An 18,048-nucleotide genomic window follows, 5' to 3' on the forward strand; every position below is an offset into this window, starting at 1 on the left:
TGGAATTGGTCACAATAATTTCAAAATCTGAGATAGGAATAATTTTAATCTATGCCGTTGTCCTGTTATTTATGTTTTTTGGTAAAAAAGCTTGGGCTCTACGTATGAAAAACCGAATACCAGAACGCCAGATAATACAGTAAAACAAAATCTTTCCAATGTCATTTTTAGATCAAGTGTTTCTTCATAGCAAGACTGCAATAACACAAACAAAGTGATATAAAATGTAGCAACAGCATAATTTCTACGCAAATAGAAAACAAACATTCCATTGACTATCACTATTAAACAAAAAAGGAAAGACTTGGGCAGTTGAATGCTAAAAATAAGATAGGCAATAATACATCCTAAAAGAGTGCCGCCAATCCTGCTTAAAATTCTTTTATGGGTAACTTGTAAAGATATTCTGGATAAAACAACAATACTAAATGGAATCCAATAACTATGCTTTAAACTAGAATACTCTGATATATAAATACCTATCAGCAACATTACTGCCAACCTGATACTATAAAATATTTCTTCATTATTCAACTTCAATGAATGCGTACTTTTTGATTGGTTAGTTGTAATGCTAGAATTGGGGAAAGTTCTTTGTGGTTTTCTTGTTTTTTTATAAAGGAGCAGGAATAATGCAAAGAAAAGTTGGCATAAGCTACCTATCACGCAGCCGATAAAAGTAAATGAAACATATTCAATCTCATTCTTTCCTGATGATAAGACAAAGAAAAATATCAATGAAGCAGGAATGATTAAATCTCCTGCGTTTTTTGGAAAAAACCTAAAGCAGTAAGTGATATTGAATGCCAACCATATTATAGATAAAACAAGGATAGTGATATGATATTGTGCTAGAAATGCCACTATACACAAACATAAAATGAGGGTAGAAAATTTAAAGGAAGTTAGAAACCTGATCCTGTTACTTCCTGTTAAATAAATTCCTCCAATACTCTGTGCTGCAATTATTAAAATAATATGCTCCCGTTTAAAAGGCCCATAATAAGCATCAATAAAGCAAAACGAAATTAAAATTGCCAGTGTAGACAGAAGCGCATTTTCTAAAGAATCTATTTTTTTTATACTCAACCACAATGATCCCATAATTTCTTTTGTAATATAAATAGTTTTAACGCCTTGCTGAATTCAGTAGCAAAAATACCTTAATCGATTGTTGTAAAAGATGTACAAAATGCCAATTAATATGTACTTTTGGGAATATTTTTTTTTTAAATGTGTTCATGGATAATTTTTTCAAAGATCAATTGTTTATAGCCAAGCTGGATAGCGAATCAGTAGTTCAGTGGTATGAATCTGGTTATTACTATATTCTCTGGTTAGAAAAAGGAAGTGTAATTGTAAAATTTAATAATAATACTGAGCATTTGGTTGGTAATAAATTCTTGCTAATTCCTCCTGGTAATACTCTGGAAATAGAGCTTATGGAAGATTCAATTGCTTATTGCATTGGATTTTCAATTGAGTTTCTGCGTGTAGAAGCAAAGGAATACGCCAGTGATGTTTTTACACTTTTCATCAATCATTCTGGTGGTTTGCAATTGGAGATAGACAAAAATTATTTTCGACACGCAAAAGTCATAACCTTAATGTTGCTTCGGGAATTAAAACTCGAGCAGCCTTCTTTTCAGATTCTTCAGGCTTACATGAAAGTCATTTTGCTAACACTTATCCGTTATAGAAAACTTCATCTTACAGCTCCGGATATAAATATAGGACGAATCCATGATTTTTTTATGTTGATTTATAAGTTTTCTCTAACAAAAAAAAGGGTTTCCTTTTATGCTTCAGAGCTGAACCTATCCTCCAAAAGATTAAATCAAATACTTAATTCATATTCTCTTAAGAGTGCATCATACTACATTCAGGAAAATGTATTTATGGAAGCTAAAAGGTTGCTTATCAGTGGTAAATTTTCTATAAAAGAAGTTGGAGAAAAATTAGGTTTTGAAGATTGTGCGTATTTTAGTCGTTGTTTTAAAAAGTGGGCTGGGATTTCTCCTGACAAATACAGACTAGAATATATTTCAAAAATGGGAAATTATTCAGTATAAATAATATTTTTGGTTCTGTCCCATCTGTCAGAATCAAATATAAGAATTTAGGTAATTTTAAAGTTAGTCCGCCAATGTACAGAATGATTTAAACATAGATATTCCTGGTCTAACCATCTGATTCTTTCTTACCATATGTACAACTTCAATTCCGCTCAATGTTCGTCTGGCCGATTCAAAACTTTTAAAACCTAATCCATTTTGTATTCGCCACTTGATAAAAAGATGATCCTGTTCCACAATATTGTTGAGATATTTACACTGCCGGATTTTAATCTTTGAAAACGACCGCTTGTTATAGACTTTGATAGCGACAGTATTAGAACCGCTTTTATCAATGTTTATTACTCTTGGTTTGTAGTTATTACTAATTGCTTTAATTAAAAAAGACTGAGCGCTCATTCTTTGTCTTTTTCTGGTCAAAAGAAAGTCAACCGTATTACCTAATTTATCAACCGCCCTATATAAATAACACCAAATACCTTTTACTTTGATATAGGTTTCATCCAATCTCCATCTTGCCCTCACTTTGCCCTTTTTCTTCTTCATCTCTGACTCAAGCAAAGGTGTAAATTTATAAACCCAGCGTTGGATAGTGGCATGATCCGTAATAATTCCCCTAATCTTCATTATTTCTTCAATGTCACGGTAACTAAGGGTAAATCTTAATTTAAAATACACTGCCTGAAGAATGATATATTTTGGATAATAACCTTTAGTATTCATTTAGTATTCATTTTTTGATGGGTTTAAAATTATAAAGATAAAGTTATTCCCAAATGCGACAGAACCTCTTCAAAGATCTGTCGGTTATATATTAGTATTTTACAATTTGTTCTGTCCATGTCGGGGGATTAATGTAGAATCTGCCATTGGCATATTCTACAGGCTCAATTCCCATCTGAGGAAACTTCTCCCAGGGCTCAAAACTCTGGCTGTAGGGATAAGGCCTTTTTTCATCCATAAAATAATGACATGAAGTCCATAAAGTCCCGTCGGGTCCTTCAAAAAGGGCATTGTGTCCGGTTTCCTGATAAGGGTCCTGGGTATCTGTAAATTGCAGGTGATCGTAACCTCCGCTTACTGCCATCTCTGGGCGGTACCCTCTTTTTCGGGTACCAAATATAGGTTCCTGGGAAACCAGTTCCCAAGGTCCCATTGGTGACTTTGATTTTAATAATCCTACTTCGTACCCGCGTGTCCACGTGGAAAAAAACATAAAATAAGTTCCTTCCTTTTTAATCACATAAGGCCCTTCAATTCCGCCGATCATCCAATCGGGATAATCTGGCTGTTTTTTATCCAGGAACTTCTCAATGGGTGTGGTTAACCTGCCTGATTTTAAATCAATTTTTGCCTGAAAAAGTCCGTTGCCGCTGCAGTACAGATAGGTCTCTCCATTATCATCTTCAAAGAGCGTGGAATCGTTATTGTATTGGTTGGTCAGAGGTCCGTTCACCAATTTATACGGACCTGTAATTTTATCCGATGAGAAAAGCCAGATACTGTGTGTGCTCATCCCTTTTGGATCTTCCTTGGTCACCTTGCCACTGTTTACTGTCAGGTAGTATTTATTCTGGATCAAATGGATTTCAGGTGCCCAGAAACGGCCATTGTAAGGGCAGTCCTTGGGCAGTTTGGCAGCATCAATGAGATAGGAATGAAATTTCCAGTTTATCAAATCATCGGAAACCAAAAGCTTTACACCGGGATTAGGACCTGTCCATACAGGATTCGATGTGCCGGTTGCATACCATTTGCCATCTGATTTTACAATCATATAATCACGCATGGAAAGAACAGAATCCCGGGTCATGGGATTGGTATATTTAAATACTTTTGACGCTGTACCTGTTTTAATTTCTTTGCCGGCAACACCCTTTTGGGCAAAACTGGCAGTAGAAAAAATGAAAATAAATAAAAAAAGCGGATTTCTCATAATGTTTTATTAATCTTTAAAACTCTTTAATTGATGAGGCGGTTTTCAAAAAAATATCCACTATTTTGCATTATGCTGAATTGGGACTGCGCCAAAATAACTGGTATGGCTATTATCGGGATTCACTACAATTTTCTCCAGCACTATCTCGGGATCAATCATAAAAATCTTTAAGGTATGAATGCCCGGCTGCTCTGCATCAAGTTCAATATCCAGCCATCTCAGATTATCAAAAACCTCATTTCGCCGCAGTTTTCCATTGCCTATAAAATCAATATCACTGCTGAGGGCCGGAAGCGGTTTTAAAACTTTTGAATGCGCTAAATTCGAAGAGGTATATTCACCAAAAGTATCCACCAGGCCTTTTCGGGCATCTATGATTTGCGGGGTTTGATTGTCCAGAGATACTGCTATTCGCAGTCCCCTTTCAGGACTTATATCCTGAACAGGGAGAATGCCCAGACAGAATTTGGCTTTCCCTTTTTTGGAAAGGAACACTTTATACTCCAATCTGGGAGCTGATTCAATAGCAGCGCTTGGTGCTGTTACAAGATCAATTCCCATACAGGCCTCAGACCTGCCTAAATCCGGCAGGACTACCCATTTAGCATTATCACCCGGTATATTGGTATTGTATTTATCAGAAGGTATGGAAAACTCACCGGTTAAACTTCCAAAATAGGGCTCATTAATTTTTGGCATCGCGGCTTTTACCGCTGTAATATGCACCGGCACTATTTTTTTTCCTTGCCTGATTTCAATTACAGCCTCTGAGGTTCCATCAGCCAAAATATCCCAATCTATATTTACTTCAATACGGCTTTCTTTTTCAATAAGGCCCTTATCCTGGCTTAATTTGACCCATGGCTTATCTGCTTTAGCTTCAAATTCAAAAGTTCCCATACCGCGGTTGAACACATCAATATAATAACCTGGTTTAGCCAGCCCGTCAAATAAGGGCAACGCTGCTTTTTGGGATGCATCCGGCCATGACAGTTCAATGCCTTCCAGGGCTACTCCCATTGAAGGCTCAGGCAATGGCTTTATTTCTTTCATCTCAGGAAGTGTGTTGGCTTTGGGCATTGACCACATTTTATACCCTATATGAATATCACTCATCATGTTTTTCCACTTCCCCTCTGCTATGGAGTCGTTATAAAAATCGCTCAGTTTCTGATCCTGTTCAAAGAGCTCACGAGCCCTTTTGTAATAATCATTTGCACTTATCCTTCCCTGTTTTACATAAAGTATATTTTTATCGGCTGTCAGATAAATTTCAGCCACTCCGGCAGAAGCCTTTACAGGGTATAAAACCATTTGATAGTAGGCATCGCGAGCCTCTAAAGGTATTTTTGACTGAAGCGATTCTGCTTTTTCCACCAAATCCTTCCATAGCTGCAATATGCGGTCCGATTCGTGGTGATTGACAATGCTGAAAATATTGGGCACCTGCGCCTCGGGCTTTCGCCAAAGATTGTATTTAGCATATTTAGATACAATATCGGCAACCTGACCGGCATGCTCTTTTCCAAATATTCTCCCTGCCCAATCCACAGTATAATCCATTGTCTTCTCAGCCGGAATTGCATCGGGGTTCCATGCAAAACGCATAATAAAATCAATGGGAAGCTCTTTGGGCTTAAGATCCCCTACATTTACAATCCATATCCTGTCCAAACCAGACTCGTATGCTAAATGAAACTGCTGCTGTAATTTTGGGATCGTTGTGGTGTTGATCCAGCGGTCGTTCCAGGGTCCTCCGTTCATATCAATGTGATAATAGAGCCCTGCCCCTCCTTTTCTGTTCTTTTCCTTCTCGGGCATCGTGCGGCGGATATATCCCCAGTTGTTGTCACAAAACAAAAGCGTAACATCATCAGGCACTGTTAATCCCGCATCGTAATAGCGCTGCACTTCAGTAAATATGGCCCATAGCTGGGGATGGTTCGCTGGATTGTCCTTATATACTTTCTCCATGATTTCCCGCTGTCCCTTAACAACATTCTGTAGTGTTTTTATATTTTCTAGATCATCGCCTTCTCCCATTGCTACATCACCCTCACCGCGCATCCCGATGGTAATGAGGTTATCGAAATTTTTATTGCGCTGCAGTCCTTCCAGGAAAAACTGATCGATATTTTTTTTATTGGTGGCGTAATTCCATTCCCCTATCTGTTCTTTCCTGTTGGTATATTCTTTTTGTGAACGCATCATGGGTTCATGGTGTGATGTTCCCATCACTATTCCATATTCATCGGCAATTACAGGGTTAAGAGGATCATCCTCATTAAAGGATTTGCCCCACATGGCAGGCCATAAATAATTGGCTTTTAGACGCAGCAGCAATTCGAAAATAGTAGCATACATTTTTGAATTGATTCCGCCATACCCATTTCTTGCCCACTGCCCAAATGAAGGTTCCTCATCATTAATGAATATACCACGGTATTTTACTTTTGGAGAATCCTGAATGTATCTGCCATATTTTACATAAAGCGCTGTTGCTTTTTTTATGGGAACATCGGCCCAGAAATACCATGGAGAAACACCTATTTTTTCCGAAATATCATATATACCATAAATAGTTCCCCGCTTATCACTGCCCGCAACCACCAGCTGTCCGTCTATTTTCTGGATTAAAAAGGATTCCCACTTTCCCTTGATAGAGGAGACATCCAATTTTTTTGTTGCAATTAATTGATCGATTATGCTGCTTTTCCCTATCGTTCCTATAACAATGCTGTTTTTTGCCGGCTTGGTATTTTCAAAAACCCTTGAAGCTGTTCCAGTTACCTTTCGAATGTCATCGGCAAGATCTTTAGTTGCGCGATTCACTCCTTTCCAATCATTCGGGTCTATGTAAATTGAGGCGGAACTGCCATTTGAGGCTATTGTAAAGGCCTTGGGCTGGAATTCATTTACAACATAGGTTGGTGGTGTCTCCCATTCTTTTTTTTCAATTGACTGCCCCTGTGTATTAGCTATAAGAAAGAAAAAAAATACAGATAAATTGTAATATTTTAATTTGAATTGCATCATGAATATTATTTATTGCTTATTAATGTTCTAGTATTGTAAATCGTTAATTAAGCAAGGAGCTACATCAAAATTTAGTTAAGAATAATAAGTGTATTTATTACAAATATAAATAAAAATACAACACACACAATCGGTTGCATAAATTATTTTGATAGTTGAGTATTCTTTAAAGCTTCACTTACTGTTAAGTAAACAAATATATAACAGGCTTTAAAATGAAATCAATACAAAAGTTAAAGAACTTTTTAACCAAAAATAGTTAATCTCTTTTCGTTGGGAATTAAGTAAAAATTATCAGATTGCGTTTAATAGTAATACAATAAACTATATACATTGTAAATTTCATTCACACCTCTTTTCTTTCCATTCCTACAGAAAGTCTTCCACTCACAACATATTTTTCATTTGCCTCTTACTCAAAAACTAATTTTATTTCAGAAAACAAAACCTAGCGCTAGAAAGTATATTTGCCCGGAAGTAGTCAGTCCGTTGATCGTTTTGTGAGGGCTTCATTTTATACGAAAAACTTAATAGAAGGAAACATCAAAGAAAATGAAGCATTAGCAGGTGTTTTGAGCATTATGCGCAATGCTGCACAACCATTTGTTAATAATAGTGCAGATGAAGAAGATCCAAACACCAGTATCACTCAGTATACAACTCTTAGTGACCAGGAAAAAGGTGTCTTTTATTTCGCTGCTTCCCGAAGTCCATTTGTTGTATGGATAGATCTAAATAAGATTTCATTTTCCCAAAATGCTTCGGAAAATAAAATGGGACTTACATTAGAATTTGAAGAAAATGGATCTTCAATTAAAGGACATCCATTTGCATCTGGTAATGCAATAGATTATTTAGTAGAAAAAAAGACTTTCTCGTTTTTAGAAGCCAATATGGAATCAGTTTCGGCTTAAGTTTGTAATCAATAACAGGATTATCCAATTGTGCTTGTTTATTATAGATTGAACGTAATTAGTAAGCATGATTGGATAATTATTAGGGAAGTTGCAATTAGTGAGATTTTGGAAGTATCAACACTCTAAAAGCCACGATACATGCTGTAAAGTTGACCGCTGTGGTAACGGCTAAAAAACAAGAATAATTCAGCATAAATAAATGATAGTAGTCAATAACTTATGATAGAGATGCTATTTTTCTTCCTGATGGCGCAAAGCATCAAAAATCACGCGAAGGGATTCGCTCGGTAGCAGGGGGACAATTTATTACTGCTAAAAGGTAATCACAAAGTGACTTTTAGTAAAAAACATAAAGATATCATAGGCAACTTTACCATTTTAAAACAATCTTGTCCTTGTATAAGGTATTTCAAAATCTTCCTTTCTTAGGGGGATTTTTTTATTTGGAATAATTATCCGGAATCAAAATTCATTTATAATATTCTATTTACAGCAGAAAATCTTCTACTCACGACAGAAAAACCTTCATTAACGACATCTTTTTAATTTGTTTTATTTTCAATCATTAATTTCATTTCAGAAAATAAAATCTAGAGTTAGAATGCGTTTTCAAGATTAAACCAAAGAAAACACATTCTAAATGCCAATATTATAGAAATCAAAATTTTTTATTTTTTAACATAAAATTTATACAAAATGGGACAGTACAAAAGTCGTCAGGAATTTTTAAAAAACAATCCAAGATCAATTGCATTCGCCGCATTGGCTGAAGCAACAAAAATGCAAGACAAGATTACCAATCAAGCGATTAAACTTAGTCCAAATCAACTAGAAGGAAAGGAGGTTATAATCATCGGGTCTGGTGTTGGGGGACTTACCACCGCGTATGAATTACTCGCTCAAGAGTCTGGTGCAAAAGTAACCATTCTGGAAGCATCTCATAAAACGGGAGGACGCTGCATGAGCCTACGCACAGGGGATACACTCATCGAAGATGCAAACAGTGATTTGTTCGATTCGAAACCTGGAAAACCACAAGTTGTTCGATTTAAACGCCCAGTGGGAGACTCAGAACCTTACCTTAATGCAGGTCCTGGTCGTATTCCAAGCAGTCACAAACGACTCCTTTCTTACTTAAAACGTTTTTCGGTCGATGTTGAAATATATGTGATGAATTCTGAATCGAATTTGGTTCAAAAAAACAAAATTTTTGGAGGTAAACCTATGGTTTATCGTCGTTTGGATCATAATACAAGAGGTTGGTTGGCGCACATGGTATACCAAAATGCGGAAGAATTACTTCGCAATTCAAAAGTGGGAATTAGTGAAAGTAATCTTAAAACACGCGTTAAAGAATTACAAAGTTTGATGATCAGTTTCGGTGAGCTTGATGTAGATGGGACCTATAGCGCAACGGCTGGATCACCTGGCTTCGAAGATGGAAAAACACGCGCTGGATATGAAGTATTACCTGGTGTTGCGGCTGGAATTGTAGCCGATGTTTTGAGTTTTAATAAATTGCTCGAATCAAAATTTTGGGAAGGCACGAAATTCTATCAACCTACAGATTTTCTTTGGCAACCTACTTTATTTCAACCCGTTGGAGGAATGGATCAGGTGCAACACGCTTTTGCTCAACAAGTGGCAGCTTTGGGCGGAAACATTCTTTTGAATAGTCCTGTAAAAAAAATAAAATGGGACTCAACTAAAGAGAAGTACATCATTTCGGTTGGACAAGTTGGAACAGAAGAACCGATCTATTACGAAGCTGATTATTGTGTTTGCAACCTTGCGATGCCTTTTTTGAAAAACATTCTAGATTCTGATCTCCTAAAATCGGGACTTGAACCTGAATTTAAAGATGCATTAAAAGCCGTTTTTGTAGCACAATTTGAACCAACACAAGCTCCAGGTTATAAACTGCGAGAAGACGGATACGTTCCGCGTTTTTTAGCCTGTACCTCTAAAGTGGGTTGGCAAGCAAATCGATCTTTATGGCAAGGAAGCCCAATAAATCTCAAGACAATGGCAGTTGAAAAATCCGAAGTGGGAGTTGTGCCTATTTTTGGAGGAATCTCTTGGACAGACAATGAAATTCAACAAATTTGGTATCCATCTACGGCGTATCAAGACGAAAAAGGCGTGCTCACAGGCGCTTATAATTTTGATAAAGTAGCACACGATTGGGGAAAATTACCCGTTGAAGAGCGACTTACCAAAGCACGAAATGATGCCAGTAAATTCGGTAAGAAATTTGCCGAAGGCTTGGAAGATGGCGTTGCCATAGCTTGGCAAAATATGCCAAATATTAAGGGTGGCTGGGCATATTGGCAAGCTGTTGGAGATACGAACTACTCAACGAAACAATTTAACGCTATTGCACAAGGATCTGGAATTGTAGATCCGAAAACAAAAAATGCAAGCAATGCTAACTTTTTTATTGTTGGTGATCAAATTTCCTCCCTTCCTGGTTGGCAAGAAGGCGCTATTGCAGCTGCATTAAATGCAATTTCGAGAATGGCAAAACCAGAGGTTAAAATACAGCAATTGAAAAATTTACCAGACACTCGTTTGATGGTGGAAGGTATCTAAATCAATTAAATAGAAATGTATGGAACGACGTGGAAGGTATTCTGCGTCGCTTTTTTTATTATACTGTTTGATTCGAAATTATTACTCTAAACAACAACCTGCTAACTCATTCATGAAATTTGATACACCTTTTACTTTGATATAAGTCTCATCCAATCTCCAGCTTGTCCACACTCTAACCTTTCTCTTCTTGATCTCCGACTCAATGAAAGGTGTAAACTTATAAACCCAGCGCTGAATGGTAGCATGATCAACATGAACTCCTCGCATTTTCATGATCTCTTCAACATCCCGGTAACTATAGGGGTAAATCTTAATTTAAAATACACTGCTTGAAGAGTAATAGATTTTGGATAGCTATGACCTTTAGTATTCATCTTTTGACCGGTTTAAAATTCTAAAGATAAAAGCTATTAAAAGATGTGACAGAACCGTTTTTTTTTCGATCTTACCTAATAATTACTTTGTAAAAAGGAGTTCCATTATCTTAGTATAAATCTCCGTATTTTGATAAACACCTATGAAATTTTGAGCCCCTGGACCGTAAGCAAAAACCGGAACCGGAACTGCAGTGTGATCGTTTGTACTAAAACTTCCATGTACATATCCTTTTTCTATATTTCCATCAATTAAAGAAAGTCCTCCTGTTTCGTGGTCAGCTGTAACAATCAAAAGTGTTTCCGGATTCTTATCTACAAATTCCATTGCCAGTCCAACCAATTTATCAAAATCCAGCATTTCGCGCACCACATATTCGACATTATTCTGATGGCCACCGTAATCGATTTGTGCTCCTTCAGCCATTATGAAAAACGGATTCTTTGACTGTAAAAAGGTATTTGTTGCTTTAGCCAAAGAATTGGTTAAAAACGCACCTCTCCCCGCTTTCATAGAAACTACTGAAGCATCGTCTAAAATTATAAATCGGTTGCTTTTGATAGTATCCAGACTGCTGAATTTATCTGAAAAAGTATATCCTTTTTCCATTAATACCTTAGATAAATCTTTGCCATCTTTTCTGGAATTAAATTCTTTTGGTCCTCCTCCAATTAAAATATCTGAAGGATTGGATAAAAAATCGTGAGCTATAGGTTCACTATAACTTCTTTCAGGTTGATGAGCATAAAAAGCAGCCGGTGTAGCATCTGTAATATTTCCTGCAGAAATAATAGCCGTTTTATAGTTTTTCTTAGCCAATTGTTGCGAGATTAATTCCAGAGGTTTTCCGCTTTCATCAACACTAATAAATCTGTTATTGGTCTTATGCCCAGTTGCCATTGCTGTTGCTCCGGCAGCTGAATCTGTGATATAACTATCTGAAGATTTAGTTATAGAAAGTCCCTGAGTTGGAATATTAAACAAACTTAATTGACCTTTATTAGCCGTGTAACCAGCATAAATCTGAGTCAATCCCATTCCGTCACCAATTAATAGAATTACATTCTTAGGCTTCTTTTTAGAAAATGCCACTCCATTCTTAGGAACATATGCCTGATGAAACTCGTTATTTTGATAAAACGTTGTGTTGATGTTTTTAATGAATTGTGTCAAAGTCGGAACATTATCCGTGGCAATATAATCGACATTTAAATTCATCAAAGTCATCCAGGTATTCACATTATCCTGTGTACCCCAAAACCTGATTTTTTTATTTTGATCGTGCACCTTCTTAATGATCGCTTGCACTTTCTCAGCATCTGACTGTGTCATTACACCTTTACCATTCCAAATCGTGATTTCCTTTAAATCTTCACTAATCATTTCGACACGTGACAATTGTTCCGGAGAATAATTTTCGTTCAGTCTTCCATCAAAATAAATAAATTCAGGATACTCTTTCCAATTTGCAAGAGAAGGCCTGTTACCTGAAATAACTACTTTTAGATTTTTATTCGAAATCAAATCCGGATATAACTTAAGCTGCTGAACGATTAATTTTAAAGTCGGTTCTGCTTCTGTTTTAATGTCAATCATTAAAATTAAAGGCTTACTACTTTGATATGCCTTTCCTTCTAAATTTTTTAGTTTATTTGATAAAGGATACAAATACAAACTTCTAAGTGTATTATAAGCTGTAATCTCTTTTGAAGTATGGGCAACTGCTAAGTCGTCGTTTACTAAAAAAACATCAGCCTCGATAACACCGGCTTCATTAGAATAAGCTTCGTAAAAAGGTAGTTTACCTGCATAATCATTATGGGAATGAATATTGGCAGAACTGTATTGCTGTGCTTGTGCAAACAGGACGAAATGTATGCAAAAAAGGGTTATTATTTTTTTCATTGAAAATTGATTTTATAAATCTCTAAAGCCATAGGTAACTTTATGACGAAAGTAACTTGTTGTGGTTACATTATTTTTATGAATGCAATAAGGTTGTATTATTAAATACAAACCAGCCTTTTCTAATAAAGACTGGTTTATTTTATATAAAGTCATTTGCCGTTTTTTTTTACAACTGCAAGCACCACAAAAGGCTTGCAGCGTAAAAAAACAAAACAAACTAACTGAAACTACAACTTACCAACCTTTATTTTGAGTAAGAACACCTTTACTCACCGCAATTTCATCTGGCGGTATTGGCCAAACGTGATGGATGGCAGGATTAAAATTACGGGCAGGATAAATAACAGCTCCATTATAATGATGCAAAGGTTTTGCATAGGTAGCCTGAGCATCTCCCCAACGTACTAAATCAAAATGGCGATCTGTCCATTCTCCCGCTAATTCGCAGCGCCTTTCTCTTTTTAAATCTGTTAATGTTGCTCCTGAAATACTCGTTAAACCGGCACGGTTTCTAATAAGGTTAATTTCGGTATCGGCACTTAAACCTTTCATCAATTTGGCTTCTGCCAACATCAAAATCACGTCAGCATAACGTAAAAGAGGTACATTCAGTGCTGTTGAAGGCTTGTCACCGTTTGCATTTACATAACGAATATCAATTCCACCCGAAGTTGTTTTTGGATAACCGAACGGCTCCATATACTTTTTGAACTGATATCCCGTTCTGTTACTGGAACTTACAATGTGTTTTCCCTCGTTAAAAGTTACTAATTCACCAAAATACATAAAGGTATCTCCTTTTTGTAAAATTGTAGCGCTGCGTCTTTTATCTGTTGGATCATAAGTATCGAATAATTCTTTGGTAGGATAAAAATTTCCCCAACCGTTGTAAACTCCCCAGCCTTTATCTTCCAGACACACTCCCGGAAAAATAGAACCCAATCCCGTGTTTTCTGAACTTGAAGTTACAGACCAAATGTATTCTGAAGACCAATTATTTTTAATTTTAAAAACATCTTCAAAATTATCAAGCAACTTGTGTTTTCCGCTTCCAACAATAAGATTTGCATATTTTATGGCGTTGTCCCAATCTTTTGCATACAAGTAGGTACGAACTAAATATCCCCACGCTGCTGTTTTGTGTGCACGTCCGTAATTGTCTGGTGTAAGTTCATTAAAATACGGTAATAAATCGGCGGCTTTAATTAAATCTGCTGCGATATAAGCATAGTTTTCTCCAACATTTTTAGTTCTTGGAACATACACATTTGTTGGGTCGTTTCTATCCTGAATCGGAATTCCGGCACGATCATCTCCATAATGATAGGCTAATTCTAAATGCATTACAGCATGATTGAAATAAGCTTCTCCTAACATTGCATTTTTTGTTTTTTCATCTAAAGGAATATTCGGAATATTACGAATAACGTCATTACAACGTTTCATGATTTCGTAATGAAGTCTCCAGATATCTTTAGTATCAGATTCAGATCCGTCTACAATAAAATTTTTGATACGTTCTGCGTTTTGTCTTGGTTTTGTTCCGATATCGTCGCTGGCATTATTAAGCCAGAAAAAGCCACGACCGTACATATTGTCATCTGAATATAAAGCATAAATGGCATTTACTCCTGCTTTTGCATCGGCCGGAGTTTTCCAGAAATTTCCGCTTGACGGTGCTCCCTGCGGAACAACATCAAGTTCGCTTTCGCAAGCTGAAGTGCTTATTAACAGCACAAAACTCAATAATAAAAGACTTAATTTTTTCATTTTGTTAGTTTTATATTTTTTTAAAAAGTAGCATTTACACCCGTCATATAAATACGAGAAAGTGGATATTTACCTAAGTCAAGACCAAAGTTGCTAAGCCCAACTTCAGGGTCCATTCCTGAATATTTTGTGATGGTAAACAAGTTTTGTCCTGAAATAAAGAATCTAAGTTTTGCTTTTCCGTTTAACCAATTATCCTTAACGGTATAACCAATCGAAAGGTTTTTTAATCGGATGAAAGAAGCATCTTCAATATAAAAATCCGAGATTCTTCCGAAGTTATTATTATTGTCTGTTGATGAAAGTACCGGAATATCTGTGTTTGTATTCGTTGGCGACCAGGCATCTTTAGAATCTGCCAATAAGTTATATCCTGGAAAAGAAGCGTTTAGACCTGTATATTTTACGGCATTAAAAACCTTGTTTCCAGATACTGCGTTGAAAAACACATTCATATCAAAACCTTTATATCTAAAGTTCATGTTTAAGCTGTAGGTTGTTTTAGGAAACGGATTTCCAAGTACAACTCTATCGCTATTATTGATTACGCCATCTCCGTTTACATCTTTAAATTTCATATCTCCGGCAACTGCATTCGGCTGATACGCTACGCCTGAAGTATTTACATACGCTTTTGCTTCGGCAGTACTTTGAAATAATCCGTCTGTAGAATATCCGTAATAAGCACCAACCGGGCTTCCAACCTGATAAATATTCGCTAAAGGCAAACTACGAACTCTGTTTATATTTAAAGGTTCAAGAGACGTTAAATCATCTTTAATAGAAACAATTTTGTTGCTTAAAAATGCAGCGTTTGCGGTTACATCAAACTTAAATTCCCCGCGTGTTTTTTGGTAGGTCAAACTAGCTTCAATACCTTTATTTTCAACATCTCCCGAGTTTACAATTCGACCTTGTGGAGTTCCTGAAACGCCCGGAAGCTGATCACGAACCAACATGTCTTTATTCTTTTTCACGTAAGCATCTACAGATCCTGTTAAAGCGCTGTTGAACATAGTGAAATCTAAACCAATATTGGTCTGCTCAGAGCTTTCCCATTTTAAGTTCGGATTTGATAATTCACTTTCGGCATAACCGTAATTGATTGTTGGCACTGAACCAATCAAAGCTGAAGTCTGTACTAAAGGCACACTAAATTGATATGGTCCAAGATTCCCTAAATTCCCTATTTGTCCCCAGCTTGCACGCAGTTTTAAATTGCTTACAATTGGACTTATACCTTTCATGAATTCTTCTTCAGAAATTAACCAACCCGCAGAAACAGAAGGATATACTTTCCAACGGTTTGCTGATAAAAGTTTTGAAGTTCCGTCACGACGAACAATTCCTGAGAATAAATATTTTTGATTGAAATCGTAATTTAATCTGCCAACATACGATGAAATAACCTCATCAGATAATCCTGCGCCAGTTTGCTGAATTAATTTTGCATTCAGTAAATAACGTTGTGATGCATCTTCGTTATCAAAACCAGTTCCTTCAACGGTATAAAATTCTCTTTTTGTTTCCTGATATGTATATCCGGCCAAAGCTTTGAAATTGTGTTTTCCGAATGATTTTTCGTAAGAAATCGTTTGTTCGCCCAATAAATCAGTAGTTGTAATCGACTTTTGTGTTAATCGGTTAAAGTCGAATATTTTTCCTGGCTCTGTAATTTTCACTGCAAATTCTTTTGCATTATCCTGAATTCTGGTGTAGCCCCAGTTTGATTTTACTTTCAAACCTGGAATAATTTCCCATTCAGCATAAGGATTGATCAAAACAGTCGAAATAGGATTTCTGTTATCTAATCTTTTTAAATAAGCAACCGGATTTATAACGTCTCCGTAAGAACCAATGTATTTTTCCGGAACTCCGCCAAATTGTCCTGAACCGTCTTCTCTATATACTGTTGCATTTGGCGGATATAAAATTGCTGCTAAAATTGCTCCGGTATAACCGTTGGATGTATTGGCACTTTGTCCGTTCGTTAACGAATACGATAGATTTTCTCCAATTGTGAAATTTGGCGCCAGTTTAAAAGACGAATTCGCTCTTGCTGTATAACGCTCACCGAATGTATTCAATAAAATACCTTCATTTTTTCTATAACTTCCAGACAAAAAGAAATTAGATTTTTCTGTTTTTCCGTTTATAGAAATCGATAAATCCTGAATTCCACCTGTTTGAAAAATTTCATCCATCCAGTTTGTTTTTGTAGTTCTTGCTGTTGGTTCAAAAGCAGGATCAAAAGCGGGTATTCTTGGTAATCCTGCGTTATCTCTGGCTGTATTCATAGCATCTGAATATTCGGCAGCATTTAGAACGCCTAATTTTTTGGCTACATTTTGAAATCCTCCCTGATAATTTACATTTACATTGATACGATCCGAAACGCCTTTTTTAGAAGTAATTAAAATTACTCCACCAGAAGCTCTCGCACCATAAATCGCTGCTGAAGCCGCATCTTTCAAAACACTTATCGAAGCAATATCATTTGGGTTTAAAGTATTTAGTGAACCGCTGTAAATAATTCCGTCTAAAACAATTAACGGCGTTTCGGCATTCAAAGATCCAATACCACGAATGTTGATAGTTGGTTCTGCCGTTGGGTCACCACCATTATTTATTACGGTAACACCTGCAACAGTTCCCTGCAATAATTCAGATGCACTGTTATAGGTCCTGCTTGAAGATTCTTTCATAGAAACTGCTCCTACAGCTCCCAAAACTTCATTCTTTTTTACACTTCCGTATCCCATAACCACAACTTCCTGAAGTTGTTTCATGTCTGCAACCAGTTTTACGGTAATATTTTGAGATTGCGTTACTTTTACTTCTTGCGTAACATAACCAACATAAGAAAATACAAGTGTTGCTTCAGCTCCGGTAACTTCCATTTTAAAAGTTCCGTCAAAATCTGTAGACGATGCTGCATCCGAAGTTTTGTCTTTAATGCCAACTCCAGGCAAAGGCATATTATCATCGCCGCCGAAAACGGTTCCTGAAATAATAAGTTTGTTCTGGTCTACAGCACCAATTCTCTGATTTTTTTTAATGACGATATTATTACTTACAATTTCATATCGAAGCGAAAAATTACTGCAAATTTTATCCAGCGCTTGTTCTAACGGAACATTACTTAGTTTTAAACTAATTTTCTGATTGCCATTGATTTGATTGCTTTCATACATAAAATGTACATCAACTTGCTTTTCTATTTTTTGAAAAATACTTTTGATGCTTTCATTTTCTACTTTTAAAGTGACTCTGTTATTCAGGTCAACATTTCCGGCATTTGCCGTTATTCCTGTAAAAAATAAGGCAATGAACATAACAACTTTGGCCAGAAGGGCTTTTGTAATGCTTTGACTTTTTACGACAAACCGCATTTGTTTTTCATTCATGGGGGAAGGGTTTTAGATTTTTAGAT

Annotated in this window: 11 protein-coding genes; 3 read left to right on the forward strand and 8 right to left on the reverse strand. The window is 36.3% G+C overall.

Annotated elements, in window-relative coordinates:
* Positions 1-69: 69 nt before the first annotated feature.
* Positions 70-1,104 carry an FUSC family protein gene (locus tag FLACHUCJ7_RS18130; protein WP_180909916.1) on the reverse strand — a complete coding sequence of 345 codons (1,035 nt, stop codon included), beginning with the start codon at positions 1,102-1,104 and terminating at the stop codon, positions 70-72.
* Between the two features lie 137 nt (positions 1,105-1,241).
* Here FLACHUCJ7_RS18130 and FLACHUCJ7_RS18135 point away from each other — a divergent pair, with 137 nt between their 5' ends.
* On the forward strand, positions 1,242-2,072 hold the full coding sequence (locus FLACHUCJ7_RS18135; protein ID WP_180909917.1) for a helix-turn-helix domain-containing protein: 831 nt from the start codon (positions 1,242-1,244) through the stop codon (positions 2,070-2,072).
* A gap of 63 nt (positions 2,073-2,135) precedes the next feature.
* Here the strand turns inward: FLACHUCJ7_RS18135 and FLACHUCJ7_RS18140 are convergent, their stop codons facing one another.
* From FLACHUCJ7_RS18140 to FLACHUCJ7_RS18150, 3 genes are all read right to left on the reverse strand, one after another.
* Positions 2,136-2,798 (reverse strand): IS6 family transposase, encoded by a 663-nt coding sequence (locus FLACHUCJ7_RS18140; protein ID WP_180909918.1) that lies wholly within the window; start codon positions 2,796-2,798, stop codon positions 2,136-2,138.
* A gap of 91 nt (positions 2,799-2,889) precedes the next feature.
* On the reverse strand, positions 2,890-4,011 hold the full coding sequence (locus FLACHUCJ7_RS18145) for a glycoside hydrolase family 43 protein (RefSeq protein WP_180909919.1): 1,122 nt from the start codon (positions 4,009-4,011) through the stop codon (positions 2,890-2,892).
* 60 nt (positions 4,012-4,071) lie between these two features.
* On the reverse strand, positions 4,072-7,050 hold the full coding sequence (locus FLACHUCJ7_RS18150) for a glycosyl hydrolase 115 family protein (RefSeq protein WP_219634140.1): 2,979 nt from the start codon (positions 7,048-7,050) through the stop codon (positions 4,072-4,074).
* Positions 7,051-7,517: 467 nt separating this feature from the next.
* On the opposite strand from FLACHUCJ7_RS18150, the gene FLACHUCJ7_RS18155 reads away from it, so the two are divergent.
* Positions 7,518-7,964, forward strand: a complete 447-nt coding sequence (locus FLACHUCJ7_RS18155; protein WP_180909920.1) for a linear amide C-N hydrolase — start codon at positions 7,518-7,520, stop codon at positions 7,962-7,964.
* 699 nt (positions 7,965-8,663) lie between these two features.
* The gene (locus FLACHUCJ7_RS18160) at positions 8,664-10,559 is read left to right on the forward strand and encodes a flavin monoamine oxidase family protein (RefSeq protein ID WP_180909921.1); all 1,896 of its coding nucleotides are present in this window, start codon (positions 8,664-8,666) and stop codon (positions 10,557-10,559) included.
* A gap of 81 nt (positions 10,560-10,640) precedes the next feature.
* Here FLACHUCJ7_RS18160 and FLACHUCJ7_RS18165 read toward each other — a convergent pair whose 3' ends face one another.
* The 4 genes from FLACHUCJ7_RS18165 to FLACHUCJ7_RS18180 form a co-directional block, all read right to left on the reverse strand.
* Positions 10,641-10,829: an IS6 family transposase gene (locus FLACHUCJ7_RS18165; RefSeq protein ID WP_180909922.1), complete on the reverse strand. Its 189-nt coding sequence runs from the start codon at positions 10,827-10,829 to the stop codon at positions 10,641-10,643.
* A 189-nt stretch (positions 10,830-11,018) separates the two neighbouring features.
* Positions 11,019-12,842 carry an alkaline phosphatase gene (locus tag FLACHUCJ7_RS18170; RefSeq protein WP_180909923.1) on the reverse strand — a complete coding sequence of 608 codons (1,824 nt, stop codon included), beginning with the start codon at positions 12,840-12,842 and terminating at the stop codon, positions 11,019-11,021.
* A gap of 237 nt (positions 12,843-13,079) precedes the next feature.
* Positions 13,080-14,615 (reverse strand): RagB/SusD family nutrient uptake outer membrane protein, encoded by a 1,536-nt coding sequence (locus FLACHUCJ7_RS18175; RefSeq protein ID WP_078228388.1) that lies wholly within the window; start codon positions 14,613-14,615, stop codon positions 13,080-13,082.
* A gap of 20 nt (positions 14,616-14,635) precedes the next feature.
* Complete coding sequence (locus FLACHUCJ7_RS18180; protein ID WP_180909924.1) at positions 14,636-18,022, reverse strand: SusC/RagA family TonB-linked outer membrane protein; 3,387 nt, start codon at positions 18,020-18,022, stop codon at positions 14,636-14,638.
* Between the last annotated feature and the right edge of the window lie 26 nt (positions 18,023-18,048).

Origin of the sequence: Flavobacterium salmonis, assembly GCF_903819435.1 — a bacterium.
GTDB classification, from domain to species: Bacteria; Bacteroidota; Bacteroidia; order Flavobacteriales; family Flavobacteriaceae; genus Flavobacterium; species Flavobacterium chungangense.

Bases quoted from the DNA above. Each gene is read 5' to 3' on its own strand.
- FLACHUCJ7_RS18145 (WP_180909919.1), bottom strand. From the start codon at position 4,011: ATGAGAAATCCGCTTTTTTTATTTATTTTCATTTTTTCTACTGCCAGT.
- FLACHUCJ7_RS18180 (WP_180909924.1), bottom strand. From the start codon at position 18,022: ATGAATGAAAAACAAATGCGGTTTGTCGTAAAAAGTCAAAGCATTACA.
- FLACHUCJ7_RS18140 (WP_180909918.1), bottom strand. From the start codon at position 2,798: ATGAATACTAAAGGTTATTATCCAAAATATATCATTCTTCAGGCAGTG.
- FLACHUCJ7_RS18160 (WP_180909921.1), top strand. From the start codon at position 8,664: ATGGGACAGTACAAAAGTCGTCAGGAATTTTTAAAAAACAATCCAAGA.
- FLACHUCJ7_RS18175 (WP_078228388.1), bottom strand. From the start codon at position 14,615: ATGAAAAAATTAAGTCTTTTATTATTGAGTTTTGTGCTGTTAATAAGC.
- FLACHUCJ7_RS18150 (WP_219634140.1), bottom strand. From the start codon at position 7,050: ATGATGCAATTCAAATTAAAATATTACAATTTATCTGTATTTTTTTTC.
- FLACHUCJ7_RS18130 (WP_180909916.1), bottom strand. From the start codon at position 1,104: ATGGGATCATTGTGGTTGAGTATAAAAAAAATAGATTCTTTAGAAAAT.
- FLACHUCJ7_RS18165 (WP_180909922.1), bottom strand. From the start codon at position 10,829: ATGCGAGGAGTTCATGTTGATCATGCTACCATTCAGCGCTGGGTTTAT.
- FLACHUCJ7_RS18170 (WP_180909923.1), bottom strand. From the start codon at position 12,842: ATGAAAAAAATAATAACCCTTTTTTGCATACATTTCGTCCTGTTTGCA.
- FLACHUCJ7_RS18135 (WP_180909917.1), top strand. From the start codon at position 1,242: ATGGATAATTTTTTCAAAGATCAATTGTTTATAGCCAAGCTGGATAGC.